Source organism: Microbispora sp. NPDC046973 (genome assembly GCF_040644495.1).
GTDB lineage: Bacteria > Actinomycetota > Actinomycetes > Streptosporangiales > Streptosporangiaceae > Microbispora.
In genome coordinates this window covers 239153-252548 of record NZ_JBEYWQ010000005.1, presented here as the reverse complement: position 1 = coordinate 252548, position 13396 = coordinate 239153, and the positions used below count along the sequence as shown (strand labels likewise).

Sequence of the window (13396 nt, the reverse complement as noted above, 5' to 3'; positions counted from 1 at the left end):
TTGAGCGCGGCTCAGCTCAAGGGTGAGCGCCGAGGCGGCGCAGAGCCCGCTCGCGCAGCGCCGCCCGGTCGGCCTTGCCGTTGCGGTTCAGCGGCATCTCCTCCAGCGGCCACAGGTGCCGCGGCAGCATGTAGGGCGGCAGCCGGTCGGCCAGCCGCGCGGCGAGCTCGGCGAGCGCCGCCGTGTCGGCCCCTCCCCCGGCCACGAACGCGACCAGGACCGTTCCGGTCTCGTCGTCCAGCGCGAACACCAGCGGGTCGCAGCCGGGCGCGGCCTCGCGCAGCGCGTGCTCGACCTCCGCCAGCTCGACCCGGTAGCCCTGGATCTTCACCTGGGAGTCGTCCCTGCCGAGGTGCACCAGCCCTGCCTTGTCGTCGAGCCGGACCCGGTCGCCGGTGCGATACCACGTCCTGCCGTCGGCCTGGTGGAACCGGCCCGCGTCGTTGGCGGGGTCGAGGTAGCCGCGGAACATCTGCGGGCCGGTCATGCACAGCTCGCCGGTCCGCTGGTCGGGCTCGGCGTCCGGGCCGAGCATGAGGAAGTCCATGCCGTCGTTGGGGTAGCCGATCGGCACGGTCTCGCCCTCCCAGTCGAGCGGCTCACCCGCCGGCCAGCGGTAGGCCGTGCAGGCGATCGTCAGCTCGGTCGGGCCGTAGATGTTGTCGAGGGCGGCGTCCGGCGCGGCCGCCCGCATCGCCCGTGCGGTCTCGACCGGCAGCGGCTCCCCGCAGAACACCGCGTAGCGCAGCCCGGCGAGCGACCCGGGCGCGAGCGCGCCCCTGGCCCGCACCGCGTTGACCAGGCTGGGGGTGGCGTGCCAGAGGGTCAGGCCGTACGACCGGACGTACCGGGCCGGGTCGAGGGCCTGCAGCCGGGTCAGAGCGCACACGCAGGCCCCGCTGCCCCAGGCCATGAAGATGTCGAACATCGCCAGGTCGAAGGTGAGGTCGTACACCTGGCTGAACCGGTCGCCGGGGCCGACGTCGTAGCGCGGCAGCGACGCCCGCAGGAACGCGCTCACGTTGCGGTGCGCGATCGGCACCCCCTTGGGCCGCCCCGTCGAGCCCGAGGTGAACAGCACGTACGCGACGTCCTGCGGCGTACGGCCCGACGGCGGGCGGAAGGAGTCCGCGTCGTCGTCGCCGGGCACCCGCACGGGCACGCCTGCCCGCACTCCGACGGCCGCGTCGGCGGCCAGGACGACGCGGACGCCGGCCGCCTCGGCCACGCGCGCCGCCTGCGCGGCCCCGCCGGCGTCCACGACCAGACAGTCCACGCCCGCGGTCCGGGCGATCTCCGCGTTGCGCTCGGCCGGCGCCTCCAGGCCGAGCGGCACGGCCGCGGCCCCGGCGTACAGCGTGGCCAGCAGGCCGATGTACGCCTCCGGGCTCTTGTTCGCGAGCAGTCCCACGCGGCGCGGCGCCCGGCCGCCCTCGGTCAGCGCGGCGGCCCAGGCGCGGGCCCGCCGGTCCACCTCCGCGTACGAGAGGGTCACGGCGTGCACCCGCAGGGCCGGGCCGCCGGGATCGCGGGCCAGCCCGTCGAGGAACCACTCGTCCAGCAGCCGCTCCGTCATCAGTCCTCCTGAAGCTCGAACCGCACCGCCACCGGCGGCCCCGCGACCGGAGTCAGGGCCGGCCCGACGTGGCGCGCAGCCGGGTCAGCAGTGCCCACACGCTCCCCGGCGTCCGGAAGTTGGCGGGCACCAGGTCCTCGTCGGGGAACGTCACCCCGTACGCGTCCTCCAGCGCCGCGATGAGCCCCACGGTCGCCACCGAGTTCAGCCCGAAGGCCGCCGTCACCAGGTCGGGCGCGAGCGGCGCGCCCTCCGGCAGCGTGGGAAGGTAGGGCCGCAGGACGCTCTCGAACGTCTCGTCCCAGTCCTCGGTCACCGTTCGGTCCGCCTTTCGCACTCGATCGACGCCGCGCCCACGGCACCGCGCTCACGACGCGGCGCCACGACCTGGCGCCCCACGACGCGGCGCGCCACGCGGGCGGGCGGTGTGGCTGCCCGCGCACGGTCCGGACGCGATCCGGACGCGGCCCGGAGTCGTGGAGGCGCAGGCCCGCCGCGTACGCCGGATGCTAGGCAGGCGTGCCGGAGCGATGCCGCTCAAAGTTGAGCAGACGGCCGCCGGCCGGTCTGGCGACGATCGACAGCATGGCTCGTGACGTGCTGCTCGGCGGTTCGTCCGCCCTCCTCGCCGCCCGGCTCGCCGACCGCCTCCTGGCCTGCGGCGCCGGCCGGGTGACGATCGTCACTCCTCCCGGGCGGCCGCCCGCCCGCATGGGCGGCGCGGCCTCACCGGACGACCGGCCGCGCGATCCGCGGCTGCTCGTCGTGGACGCCGGTCCGTCCGGCGACCTGCCCGAGGGGGTCCGGGCCGACGCCGTCTGGCTCCTCACCGGGGACGCCGGGCCGGTTCCCGGCCGCGACGCCCGTGCGGACGCGGCGCTGGCCCGGAGCGTCATCGCCCGCCTGCCCGCGCTCGGCGCGGCCGGGGTCGTCCACGTGACCGCCGACGAGCTGTGCCGTCCCCACGGCGCGGACGCCAGGCCGGTGGACGCCGTCGTCGCCCGTCTGCACACGGCGGTGGAGGAGGAGGTCGCCGCCGCCTGCGCGGAGCACGGGCTCGGCCATCGGCTGGTGCACACGGTCTCCCCCGTCGACGCGCTGCCTCCCTCCGGCACGCTCTCCGCTCTCGATCCGGCCGCGCCGGCCGGGGCCGTGCCGAACACTGGGGTCGCGCCGCACACCGGGGTCGTGCCGCCGGCCGCCTGGCCGGGCGATCCCGTGCCCGCCGGGCTGCACCGGTTCCTGGCCGCCTTGCGCTCGGTCGTCGACGAGGTCACCGCCCGCGCGCCGGATTACTTCGTTACGCGGCCCCTGCGCTGCCTGCTCCCCCCGGAGTCCGCCGTACGGCTGACGCCGATGGACGAGGTCACGCGCGTGCTGGTCGAGCTGGCGGACGATCCGGAGACGGCGGGCGGCCGGTTCCGCCTGGCCGCGTCCGAGGTCGTGCCCGCGGACGGCCTGCTCCGGCGGATCGGCGACGTCTACGGGGTGCGGCTGCTGCCGGTGCACGACCCCGCCGAGCTGGATCCGATCGACCGGCTGCTGCACGACCGGCTCACCGGGTTCCTGGCCGAGCCGTCGCCCTGGACCGGCTGCCGGGAGACGACGACGGGGCCGCTCGTGTCGGGGCCGCCCGCGCAGCGGGCGCTGCTTCGACGGATGCGGCGCGCCCAGGAGGCGGCCGCCGAGACGGCCCGCGACCGTCAGGAGAGGCTGCCCGCACGGCTCGTGCGCACCACCATCGACGTCGCCGGACGGCCGCTGACCTACCACCTGGCGGTGCCCTCTACCGTGCCCCCTGCCCTTCCCCCTGCCATGCCGAGGCGGGCCCCGGCCGGAGGGGGACCCGGAACCGAGCCGATCGTGCTGCTCAACGCGCTGGGCCAGGGCCTGGCCTTCTGGCACCCCCTGATCGACAGGCTGTCGGCCCGGCGGCGCGTCCTGGTCGTCGATCCGCGCGGGCCCGAGGACGACGGCCCGGCGTCCGTGCCCGGTCTCGACGACCACGTCGACGACCTGGAGGCCGTGCTCAAGAACGAGGGCGTCGAACGCTGCCACCTCGTGGGCTGGTGCACCGGGCCCAAACAGGCCGTCCGGTTCGCGGTCCGCCGGCCCGACGTGGTCGCCTCGATGGTGTTCCTCAACGGCTCGTTCCGGGCCGAAGGGGGCCACGACGACCTCGACACCCCATACGAGCGGAATCTCGACTACCTGTGCCGGACGCTGGCGCGGCGGCCGGACCAGGCGGGGCGGCTGCTGCGCCTGTTCGGGGGCGAGGACCCGCCCGCCTCCCGGCCCGGCGAGGTGCTCGCCCTGACCAACGGCGCGCTGCGCGAGGAGGTCCGTGCGCCGTTCCTGTCTGCGCAGACCCTGGTGCCCTACGCCCTTCAGATGCTCGCCTTCTGGGATGACGACGTGTCAGCTGAGGCCGGGCAGGTCCGCGTCCCGGTCCTGGCCGTCGGCGCGGAGCACGACCGGATCGTCTCCACGCCGCGGCTGCGCGCGGCGGCGGCCCGTTTCCCCTCGGGGTGCTTTGTTCACCTCCGCGGCGCGACGCACCAGTGCCTGTACGACCGCGCCGCCGTGCTGGCCGGGTTGATCGAGGAGTTCGTGGCCGATCCCGCGGCGATGGCAAGCTCCGACGTGGTCGCCGGCCTGGCGGGTGAGGTGGACCGGTGACCGCAGGCGGGGCGCCGGCGGGCCCGGCGGCCGGTCGGCGACGACGGTTCGAGACGGTTCCAGAGGGTTCGAGACCGAGGAGGAACGCCCGATGACGCAGGCGATGTCGTTCGACCGGGTCGCCGACAGCTACGACGAGATGCGCGGCGGCCTTGAGCGGGGCCGCCAGTCGGCGGCGTGCCTGGCCCCGCACCTGGTGGCCGGCACGACCCTGGAGGTCGGCGTCGGCACCGGCGTGGTCGCCGCAGGACTGCGCGAGCTGGGACATCCGGTGATCGGGGTGGACATCTCCGAGCCGATGCTGCACCGTGCGCACGAGCGGCTCGGCGGCCGGGTGGCGCGGGCGGACGCCAGAGCGCTCCCCCTGCCCCGGGGCACGGTGGCGAACGTCGTGTTCGTCCACGTCCTGCACCTGGTCGGGGACATGGCCGCCGCCGTGGCCGAGGCGGCCCGCGTGCTGCGCCCCGGCGGGCGGCTCGCCGCCGTGCACGGCAGCCCCGTCGCCGATCCCGACGAGCTGGTGGAGGCCCTCGACCGGCTGGCGCCTCTGCAGCCGCCGCGGCCGGACACCCCGGAGGGGCTCCTGTCCGCCGGGGAGGCCGCGGGGCTGCGGCCGGTGGAGCAGCACTTCGCCGCCGAATACGAGAAGGCCACCTCGCCCGCGGAGCTGGCGGAGAGCATCGAGCGGCGGGTGCCGCCATACCTGTGGCACGTGCCCGGCGACGTCTGGCGGGACGTGGTCGTCCCGGTCGTCTCCGGCCTGCGCGCACTCCCCGACCCCGACCGGCCGCGGGTGCAGACCTGGCGCTCGATGTGCACGGTCCTGGAGAAGCAGGGCTGAGGCTGGACGAGCACGGAGCCGGGCAGAGGCCGGCACACCGCCGCGGGCGGTCCTTTCGGCTTTCACGGCCGCTTCGCGAGCCGCGGCCCCGGCCCGGGCGAGACGATCGGCCGCGGGCCGGGGCGGGAGGACGGGACGCCGCCGGGCTCAGCGGGGGATGAGCTCGAAGGCGATCGCGAGCCGGCCGCCGAACCGCTCACCCGTCTGCCGGGCCATCGCGGTCAGCGGGCCGCGTACGTCCGTGACCGGCGGCCGCAGGCCCGCCAGATAGGCGCGGTGCGCCTCCAGGGAGGCCACGGCCTTGTCGATGGAATCGGTGACGTCCACGGCGTGGGTCGGGTGCGGCGAGTTGGCGACGGCCACGTGACGCACGCCCTGCCAGGGCTCCAGGCCGAGGTCGCGGAAGATCCAGCGGTTGCCCGCGTCGCCCACGGCGTCGAGCAGGGCCCGTCCGGTGTTGCGGTGGTCCGGCGGGTTCCACCGGCCGCTGAGGAACCGGTCGTGGTGGTTGAAGCCGATGACCAGCTCGGGCCGCTGCCGCCTGATCTCCTCGGCGAGCCGCCGGCGCAGCGGCAGGCCGTACTCGACGACGCCGTCGGCGTAGTCGAGGAAGGTCACCGATTCCACGCCCACGATCGACGCGCTCTCGCGCTGCTCGGCCTCCCGCACGGCGGCCGCCTCCTCGGGCGGCATCCCGTCGATCCCGGCCTCGCCGCGGGTGAGCAGCAGGTAGCTCACGGACTTCCCGGCGGCGGTCCAGCTCGCGACGGCCCCGGCGGCGCCGAACTCGATGTCGTCCGGATGGGCCACCACCGCGAGTGCCGTGCTCCAGTCGTCGGGCATAGGCTGCAGTTCGTCGCTCATATCATTTAAATTAGCATGCCGCGCCATTCTCGATAAAGGCCGGAAACCGCTTTTATAAAGCGCCGGAGATGCTCAATCCTGAGCAGACACACCCCCGCCTGCCAGGCAGAATGCTGCAGAACAGTGCCGTCATTCCACACGCGATGAATACAGCGACATTCGACACGCGGGAGGTTTCCGATGGGAAAGACCGCCACCGGGACGATGAAATGGGAGCCGTGGCAGCCGCAGCCGTACGCCGTGCAGGACGGCGGCCCGGCCCTGTCGCGGGGCACCGTCGTCAACCACTACACCGGCGACCTCGCGGCCACCGGCGCGCTGGAGTGCCTGATCCTCACGGAGGCGGACGGCACCAGCCCGTTCCAGGGCCTGGAGCGGGTGACCGGCAGCCTCGACGGCCGCCAGGGCAGCTTCGTCTTCCGGCTCGAAGGCGTCGTCCGGCCGGGCACGGCCGAGGCCACCCTGACCGTGGTGCCGGATTCCGGCACCGGCGACCTCAAGGGGCTGCGCGGCGAGGCCCGCTACACGAGCGGCAACGTGGGGCCGGACGGCCACGCGGAATTCACCTTTGAGTACGAGCTCGACTGATCGGCTGCGTACCATCGGAAATCGGCGCCGTCTGACGGCAGGTGAAAGCCGGCCGTCATTCGACGCCACCGCGCAGCATACGTCCGTCTGCGGCTCCGGAACGGGCCTGTCCGGCTCGTCCGGAGGCGCAGCAGGCCAGACGAAGGGAGCTTTCACCATGTCAGCCATCGGCACTCTCGCCGCGGTTTCTCTCGACTGCCAGGATCCCGCCGCGCTGGCGGACTTCTACCGCCAGGTCACCGGCTGGGAGGTGGTGTTCAGCAGCGAGAACTTCACCTATCTCGCCGGGAGCGACGGAGGCGTGCGCCTGAGCTTCCAGCGGGTGCCGGACCACCCGCGGCCCAGCTGGCCCGACTCGGCCAAGCAGTTCCACCTCGACTTCAGCGTGCCCGACCTGGACAAGGCGGAGCAGCAGCTGCTCGAGCTGGGCGCGACCAAGCCCGACTTCCAGCCGGGCGGCGACAAGTGGCGGGTGCTCCTCGACCCCGCGGGGCACCCGTTCTGCATCACCACCTACACGGGCTGAACCGCGTTCCAGGCGCAGCGGAACACGTCCCAGGCGTGCGGAAGGGGCCACGGCGGCGACGCCGTGGCCCCTTCCCCGTTCCGCCTCAGCCCCAGTGCTGCGGGGTGAGCAGGACGTCCCGGGTGGTGCCCTGCACGATGATCTTGTCCCAGGCGCCGCCGCCCTTGTCCATCGAGATCCAGTCCTGGATGAACGAGGCGCGCGGGGCGTCGGGGTCGGTGCGCGCGTCGAGGCCCATCAGCAGGTACATCACGTCCAGCGAGCGCATGTGGATGAGGAAGTGCGCGCGGTCCATCCGGCCGAACGCCTCCTCGTACAGGAAGACCGTGGCCAGGCCGTCCATGTTGAGGTTCATGTTCTCGGCCACGGTCCGCGCGAACACCCGCGCCTCGGCACGGTAGCGGTAGTCGAAGTCGACCGTACGGCGCATGACGACGCCCGCCGTGGCCGAGTTGAGCGTCTTGTCCGCCGGCATCGCGGTCTGCTCCTGGGCCGGCCGCACGTCGAACCGGGGGAGGCCGCCCTCTCCGGGGACGATGGGGCTCATCGCCGGGTCTGCGGCCATCGCCTCGGTGGCGGTGCCGAAGATGCCCCACCGGTGCGGGAGCATGACGGTCTCCCGCACGCTGCCCGCCTCGAACAGCTCGTCCCAGACGTCGGCCTCGTGCGCGCCGAAGACGCCGCCCCGGATGTCGCCGCCCGGGCCGCCCATCGCCAGCAGGGCCCCGTAGTCGGCGTACGACGTGAAGTGCAGCAGCCAGTGGAGCCGGTTCTTCACGCCGAAGGTCTCCTCGTAGACGAAGACCGTGGCCGTCCCCGCGTGCTTGGCGTTGATGTGCTCGGCGATCTCCCGGGCGGCCCTCCGGGCGGCGCCGCCCTGCCCGCCGCGGATCTGCGCCACCCTTTCGACGATCACGCCCGCGTTCCCCGAGTGCAGGACGCGGTCCGGGGACTGCGACGTCTGGTGCAGCGCCGGCGGCACGGTCGTCTGTGTGGTGCTGTTCGACACCGTCTACTCCTTCATGGACGTGGGATCTGGGGGTATGCAGCCATCGAGGCATCGGGCGGCGCCGGTCATGAGCCGCTCGGCGATGACGTCGACGTGCCGGTTGCGCCAGTCCTCCAGCTCCGTGCCGCGGACGAACCGGTTGAACGCCCCCATCGCCGGGCCGCACTGGATCTGGTAGTTGGCGCGCTCGGCCGGGTCTCCGGCGAGGGCGAGCCGGTTGGAGTGGGCGAAGTACCACTTGAAGACGAGCACCATCCGGTGGCGCGGATCGCGCTCGGCCTTCTCGACGACGTGGGGCCGCCCGCCGGACAGATAGTGGTCGCGGGTCTCCCGCCACACCTCCTCGACGGAGCGGCGGAAGAAGGTGCGCTCGATGCTCGCCAGCGTCGCCGGGTCGATCTCCTCCAGCGACCGGTGGCGCTGGTAGAGCTGGTGCAGCTTGGTCGCGCGGGCGGCGAACAGCGTCCCCTTCCGCACGACCTGCACCCGCGCCCCCAGCTCGAACATGTCGCCGGAGGGCGCGTACGCCGTGTCCTGCACGTCGAGCCCGGCCAGCAGGTCCTTGACGGTCTCGGAGGTGCCGGCCTCGGGGGAGCACTGGTTCACCGACCCCGTCAGCACGAAGTCGGCCCCCAGGACGAAGGCGGCGGCCACCGCCTCCGGCGCGCCCAGGCCGCCCGAGGCGCCGAGCAGGATCGGCGTGCGATAGCCGTACCGGTCCGTGAGGTCGTCGCGGAGCCGGCGCATGGCGGGGACCAGCGTGAGCGCCACACCGGCGTCGGTGTGCCCGCCGGAGTCCGCCTCGACGCAGACCTCGCCGCTGACCGGCAGCTCCCGCGCCGCCTCGGCCTCCGCAGGGGTGAGTCCGCCCTCCCGCACCAGCCGGTCGAGCAGCGCCTGCGGCGGCGGGCTCATGAACGCGGTGGCCACCTCCGGGCGCGACACCTTGGCCAGCACTCGCCGCACGGCGACCGGCCTGCCCTGGGCGTCCCGATGGGCGCCGCTGAAGCGGAACCGCACCAACGGGGCCGTGACGTTGAGGTATGCCGCGGCCTCGACGAAGCGCACGTCGTGCTTGAGATACAGGGCGACCGTGCGCTCCTCCCTGGCGGGGTCGTCGAGGTCGTTGAGGAGGTTCATGCCGAACGGGACCTCGGGGCCGAGCCGGCGCCGGATGTCGAGCAGCGCCTGCTCGATGCGCTCCAGTGACAGCCCTCCCGCGCCGAAGAAGCCCATCAGGCCCGAGCGGCCCATGCGCACGACCAGGTCGGCCGAGGAGATCCCCTTGTACATCGAGCCGGCGAGGTAGGCGTAGCGCAGCCCGTACTCGCGGCGGAACCGGGCCGAGCCCAGCCGCTCGGCCGCCGACGCGAGCCGCGCGTCCGTCTCGGCGACGGCGACCCGGGAGACGGGAGCCGGAGCCACGGCCGTGCGCGCGGGGGCCGGGGTCACGGGGGCCGTGAGCGCGGGGGCCGGGGTCACGGAAGGCTGGGTCACGGGAGGCTGGGTCACGGGAGCCGGAGTGCGGCGGGCCGACCGCCACAGTCCCGTGAGCACCGTGCCCGGGCCGACCTCGGCGACCTCGCGGACCCCGCGGTGGAGCAGGTAGCTCATGCTGTCCCACCAGCGGACCGGACTGGCGATCTGCCGGGCGAGCAAGTCCGCCACCCCGTCCGGCGGGTACGGCCGGGCGGTGACGTTGGCGACGACCGGCACCCGCGGAGGCGCGAACTCCACCTCGCGCAGGAACGCCGCGAACTCCTCGGCCGCCGGTCGCATGTGCCGCGAGTGGAAGGCCGCGCTGACGTTGAGCGGCACGCAGCGGGCGCCGCCCGCCCGTTCGACGGCCCCGACCGCCCGGGCCATGCCCTCCGGGGTTCCGGACAGGACCACCTGGTCGGCGGAGTTGTGGTTGGCGACGTCGACGTCCGCGACGCCGGCCTCCTCCAGCAGTGCCGCCACGGTCGCGGCGGGCAGGCCGAGCACGGCCGTCATGACCCCGCCGTTAGCCCGGCCCATCAGCTCGCCCCTGCGCCGGACCAGCCGTACGCCGGTGGCCAGGTCGAAGCAGCCGGCGGCGAACAGCGCGTCGAACTCCCCCAGGCTGTGCCCCGCGTAGAAGTCGGGTTCCGGCTCCTCGCGCAGCCGGGCCAGGTGGGTCAGCGCGTTGACGACGAACAGCGCCGGCTGGGCGTACTGCGTCTGCCGGAGCCGTCCGTCGGGGTCCTTCAGGCACAGGTCGCGGATCGAGTAGCCCAGGAGCGCGTCGACCTCGGCGCACAGGCCGGGGAAGAGGTCGAAGAGCCCCTCCCCCATGCCCTTGCGCTGCGACCCCTGGCCCGGGAAGAGCCACGCGCGCATGATCAGCCTTCTCCTCCTCCGCCGGGCGCCGGCGGGCGTGGCGCGCCCGCCCGGAGCCCGGGCTGGTCCGCTGTCACCGGGAAAGCCGTCACCGGGGAAGCTGGTAGGGCACCAGGAGCGTGTCGTGCAGCGTGCCGTCCATGAAGGTCCTGGCCCAGGTGCCGCCGCCGCGGTGCGGCGCGATGAAGTCCTTCTCCAGGATCCGGCGGAAGTCGGGGTCGTGGTCGTCGAGGTGCATCAGCGTCAGGTAGTCCTCGAACGACCGCAGGTGGATCAGCCAGTGCAGCTGGTCCATCACGCCGAAGGTCTCCTCGTACAGGTACGACGTGACCCGGCCGGACAGGACCTTGTTGACGTGGTTCTGCCAGGCGAAGGCGAAGTAGCGGGCCTCCTTGCGGAACTCGTGCTTGGCCTGCCCCACGCGGTGCAGGACGAGCTCGGCGTTGGCCGAGTTGAGCTGCTCCGACAGCGGCTGGGAGCTCTGCTTCCAGGCCGGGTCGACCCACAGGTCGCTCGGGATGTCCTCTTCGTTCTCGTGGTGGGCGCCGTGCTGGGGCACCAGGATCTTCTCCTGCATCGTGCCCTCGACGATGAGCCGGCCCCACGCGCCGACGCCGTCGTCGTCCTTGACCCGGTCGGACTCGAGAAGGTCGATCATCGTGTCGTCGTGGTCGACCATCTCCAGGCTGATGCCGTAGTCGTTGGGCGACTTCCAGTGGATGAGCCAGTGGAGGCGGTCCTGCGTGCCGAACGCCTCCTCGTAGCAGAAGAAGGAGGCCCCGTTGAGGTCGGAGTCGTTCATGTGGCGGACGACTTCGGAGAAGAACTGGCGGCCCTCGGCCCGGTGGCTGTACTTGAGCTGGGCGTTGCGGGCGATGATGAAGCCCGAGTTGCCCGAGTGCAGCACCTTGTCGGCGGGGACGGAGGTCTGGTGCTGTGCCGGCCTGATCCGGCCCGCGTCGAGGGTGGACACCGCCGTGTCTGACATTGCGCGATCCCTTCTCGGCAATCGGCGCGCGCCTGACGGATCTGCCCGCCGAGCGCGTTCGCCGCGTTCGGAGGAGACGATGGGGAACTGCGGCAGACGCTACTTGGCCGGTCAGAGCGTGTCTGCGCAATGTTGCGCAAGGGAAGGGGGCCCGATCGAGTGATCGGGCCCCCTGCGGATGCGGCGGGTCAGCTGGAAGGCGGCGGGTCAGCGCGAGCTGTTCACGCGGCCGCCCTGGTCGGCGCCGGTTCGCTCCCTGCCGCCGGCGTCCGGCGCCGTCTGCCCGGCGGGCTGCACAGGCTGCACGGGCTGCTGGGCCTGCTCCGGCTGCTGAGGCTGCCCGGCACCTGCCGCCTGCCGGGCGCCGTCCGCGGGCGGGGTCGTCTGCCGGGGCGGCGCCTCGCGCAGGAACAGCGACACCACCAGCGCCAGCACGACCACGGGCACGGCGACGAGGAAGACGTCGTCCAGCGCCTGCGCGAACGCGGCGAGCACGTGCCCCCTGACCGGCTCTGCCAGCCGGTGGACGGCCTGAACGTCGTCGGCCGCGACGCGCACGCCGCCCGCCTCGTCGGCGAGGTGGCGGGCCAGGCCGGAGCTGAAGACCGCGCCGAGCACCGCCGTGCCGACGGCCGCGCCCATCCGCTGGAAGAAGTTCGCCGCGCCGGTGGCCGCCCCCAGGTCGCGCATCTCGACGGCGTTCTGCACGGCGGTCAGGACGGGCTGCATGGTCAGGCCGGTGCCGGCGCCGAACACGAACGAGAGCACGGCCACCCACCAGTACGCCGTGTCCACGGCGAGGCGCGACAGCGGCAGCATCGCCAGCACCAGCAGCACGGAACCGAGCACGGGGAAGACCTTGTAGCGGCCGGTGCGGGTGATGAGGTTGCCGGAGACGGCGGTGGCGATGATGATCCCGAACATCGCGGGCAGCATCGCCAGGCCCGCCGTCGTGGGCGACATGCCGGACACGACCTGCAGGTACACCGGCAGGAACACGATGCCGCTGAACATCGCGGCGCCGGCGAGGAACCCGAACACGTTCGCCACCCGGAAGACCGGGTTGCCGAACAGCCGCAGCGGAATGACGGGCTCGGCCGCGCGCCGCTCGACCACGACGAACAGCGCGGCGGCGACGGCGAAGCCGGCCAGCAGGGCGAGCGACCCCGGAGCGGCCCAGCCGTACTCCTCGCCCGCCCAGTCGAGGTAGAGCAGCAGCGCGGTGACACCGGCGACGATCAGCGCGGCGCCGAGGTAGTCGACGTGGTGCTCCCTGCGGGTCACCGGCAGCCGGAGGACGGCCGCGACGACGGCCAGCGAGACGAGGCCGACCGGCACGTTCACCCAGAAGATCCAGCGCCACCCCGGCCCGTCGGCCAGCCAGCCGCCGAGCAGCGGCCCGCCGATACTGGCCAGGGCGAAGACCCCGGCGAAGTACCCCTGGTAGCGGCCCCGCTCGCGGGGCGGCACGACGTCGCCGATGACGGTGAGCGCCAGCGCGAACAGCCCGCCGCCGCCCAGGCCCTGCAGGGCCCGGAACGCGATGAGCTGCCCGACGTCCTGGGCCAGGCCGCACAGCGCCGAGGCGACCAGGAACGACCCGATCGCGGCCATGAACGTCGCCCGCCTGCCGTACAGGTCGGAGACCTTGCCCCACAGCGGGGTCACCACCATCGATGTGACGAGGTAGGCGGTGACCACCCAGGAGAGCATGTCCATGCCGCCCAGGTCGCTCACGATCCGGGGCAGCGCGGTGCTCACCACGGTCTGGTCGAGGGCGGACAGCAGCATGCCGGCCATCACGCCGGCCACCGCCAGCCGGACATGCGCGGCGGACAGGGCGGGGGCCGCCTGCCCGGCGGGGGGTGCGCCGCTGGCTGTGGTGCTCATCGTTTCCTCCCGTCTGATACGGAACGTGGTCTGCGGACTGCGCCGCCGCCCCACAGCGGCCCTCCGCCCACTCG

General features: G+C 73.6%; 11 protein-coding genes. 4 read left to right on the top strand and 7 right to left on the bottom strand.

Annotated features, from left to right (window positions below; all coding sequences use genetic code 11):
• Positions 1–16: 16 nt before the first annotated feature.
• Positions 17–1576 carry an amino acid adenylation domain-containing protein gene (locus ABZ860_RS13465; RefSeq protein WP_357219419.1) on the bottom strand — a complete coding sequence of 520 codons (1560 nt, stop codon included), beginning with the start codon at positions 1574–1576 and terminating at the stop codon, positions 17–19.
• A gap of 52 nt (positions 1577–1628) precedes the next feature.
• Positions 1629–1892: an acyl carrier protein gene (locus tag ABZ860_RS13460; protein ID WP_357219416.1), complete on the bottom strand. Its 264-nt coding sequence runs from the start codon at positions 1890–1892 to the stop codon at positions 1629–1631.
• A gap of 269 nt (positions 1893–2161) precedes the next feature.
• Here ABZ860_RS13460 and ABZ860_RS13455 point away from each other — a divergent pair, with 269 nt between their 5' ends.
• Complete coding sequence (locus ABZ860_RS13455) at positions 2162–4255, top strand: alpha/beta hydrolase (RefSeq protein ID WP_357219413.1); 2094 nt, start codon at positions 2162–2164, stop codon at positions 4253–4255.
• A gap of 91 nt (positions 4256–4346) precedes the next feature.
• Positions 4347–5096: a class I SAM-dependent methyltransferase gene (locus ABZ860_RS13450; protein ID WP_357219410.1), complete on the top strand. Its 750-nt coding sequence runs from the start codon at positions 4347–4349 to the stop codon at positions 5094–5096.
• Positions 5097–5243: 147 nt separating this feature from the next.
• Here ABZ860_RS13450 and ABZ860_RS13445 read toward each other — a convergent pair whose 3' ends face one another.
• A complete protein-coding gene (locus tag ABZ860_RS13445) occupies positions 5244–5960 on the bottom strand; it encodes a PIG-L deacetylase family protein (protein ID WP_357219408.1) in 717 nt (238 codons plus the stop codon).
• Positions 5961–6140: 180 nt separating this feature from the next.
• Here ABZ860_RS13445 and ABZ860_RS13440 point away from each other — a divergent pair, with 180 nt between their 5' ends.
• Positions 6141–6548 carry a DUF3224 domain-containing protein gene (locus ABZ860_RS13440; RefSeq protein WP_357219406.1) on the top strand — a complete coding sequence of 136 codons (408 nt, stop codon included), beginning with the start codon at positions 6141–6143 and terminating at the stop codon, positions 6546–6548.
• 157 nt (positions 6549–6705) lie between these two features.
• On the top strand, positions 6706–7074 hold the full coding sequence (locus tag ABZ860_RS13435) for a VOC family protein (protein ID WP_142648886.1): 369 nt from the start codon (positions 6706–6708) through the stop codon (positions 7072–7074).
• Positions 7075–7159: 85 nt separating this feature from the next.
• Here ABZ860_RS13435 and ABZ860_RS13430 read toward each other — a convergent pair whose 3' ends face one another.
• From ABZ860_RS13430 to ABZ860_RS13415, 4 genes are all read right to left on the bottom strand, one after another.
• Positions 7160–8083 (bottom strand): DUF6039 family protein, encoded by a 924-nt coding sequence (locus ABZ860_RS13430; protein ID WP_357219403.1) that lies wholly within the window; start codon positions 8081–8083, stop codon positions 7160–7162.
• A gap of 3 nt (positions 8084–8086) precedes the next feature.
• Entirely contained in the window at positions 8087–10444 is a 2358-nt protein-coding gene (fabD, locus tag ABZ860_RS13425) for an ACP S-malonyltransferase (RefSeq protein ID WP_357219400.1), read from the bottom strand.
• Positions 10445–10532: 88 nt separating this feature from the next.
• Positions 10533–11432, bottom strand: coding sequence for a DUF6039 family protein (locus ABZ860_RS13420; protein ID WP_357219397.1), 900 nt, complete (start codon positions 11430–11432; stop codon positions 10533–10535).
• Positions 11433–11639: 207 nt separating this feature from the next.
• The gene (locus ABZ860_RS13415; RefSeq protein ID WP_357219395.1) at positions 11640–13322 is read right to left on the bottom strand and encodes an MDR family MFS transporter; all 1683 of its coding nucleotides are present in this window, start codon (positions 13320–13322) and stop codon (positions 11640–11642) included.
• Positions 13323–13396: the final 74 nt, after the last annotated feature.

Excerpts from the sequence above, each read along its gene's own strand:
- ABZ860_RS13415 (WP_357219395.1), bottom strand. The coding sequence starts at position 13,322 with ATGAGCACCACAGCCAGCGGCGCACCCCCCGCCGGGCAGGCGGCCCCC.
- ABZ860_RS13440 (WP_357219406.1), top strand. The coding sequence starts at position 6,141 with ATGGGAAAGACCGCCACCGGGACGATGAAATGGGAGCCGTGGCAGCCG.
- ABZ860_RS13455 (WP_357219413.1), top strand. The coding sequence starts at position 2,162 with ATGGCTCGTGACGTGCTGCTCGGCGGTTCGTCCGCCCTCCTCGCCGCC.
- fabD (WP_357219400.1), bottom strand. The coding sequence starts at position 10,444 with ATGCGCGCGTGGCTCTTCCCGGGCCAGGGGTCGCAGCGCAAGGGCATG.
- ABZ860_RS13450 (WP_357219410.1), top strand. The coding sequence starts at position 4,347 with ATGACGCAGGCGATGTCGTTCGACCGGGTCGCCGACAGCTACGACGAG.
- ABZ860_RS13420 (WP_357219397.1), bottom strand. The coding sequence starts at position 11,432 with ATGTCAGACACGGCGGTGTCCACCCTCGACGCGGGCCGGATCAGGCCG.
- ABZ860_RS13465 (WP_357219419.1), bottom strand. The coding sequence starts at position 1,576 with ATGACGGAGCGGCTGCTGGACGAGTGGTTCCTCGACGGGCTGGCCCGC.
- ABZ860_RS13445 (WP_357219408.1), bottom strand. The coding sequence starts at position 5,960 with ATGAGCGACGAACTGCAGCCTATGCCCGACGACTGGAGCACGGCACTC.
- ABZ860_RS13435 (WP_142648886.1), top strand. The coding sequence starts at position 6,706 with ATGTCAGCCATCGGCACTCTCGCCGCGGTTTCTCTCGACTGCCAGGAT.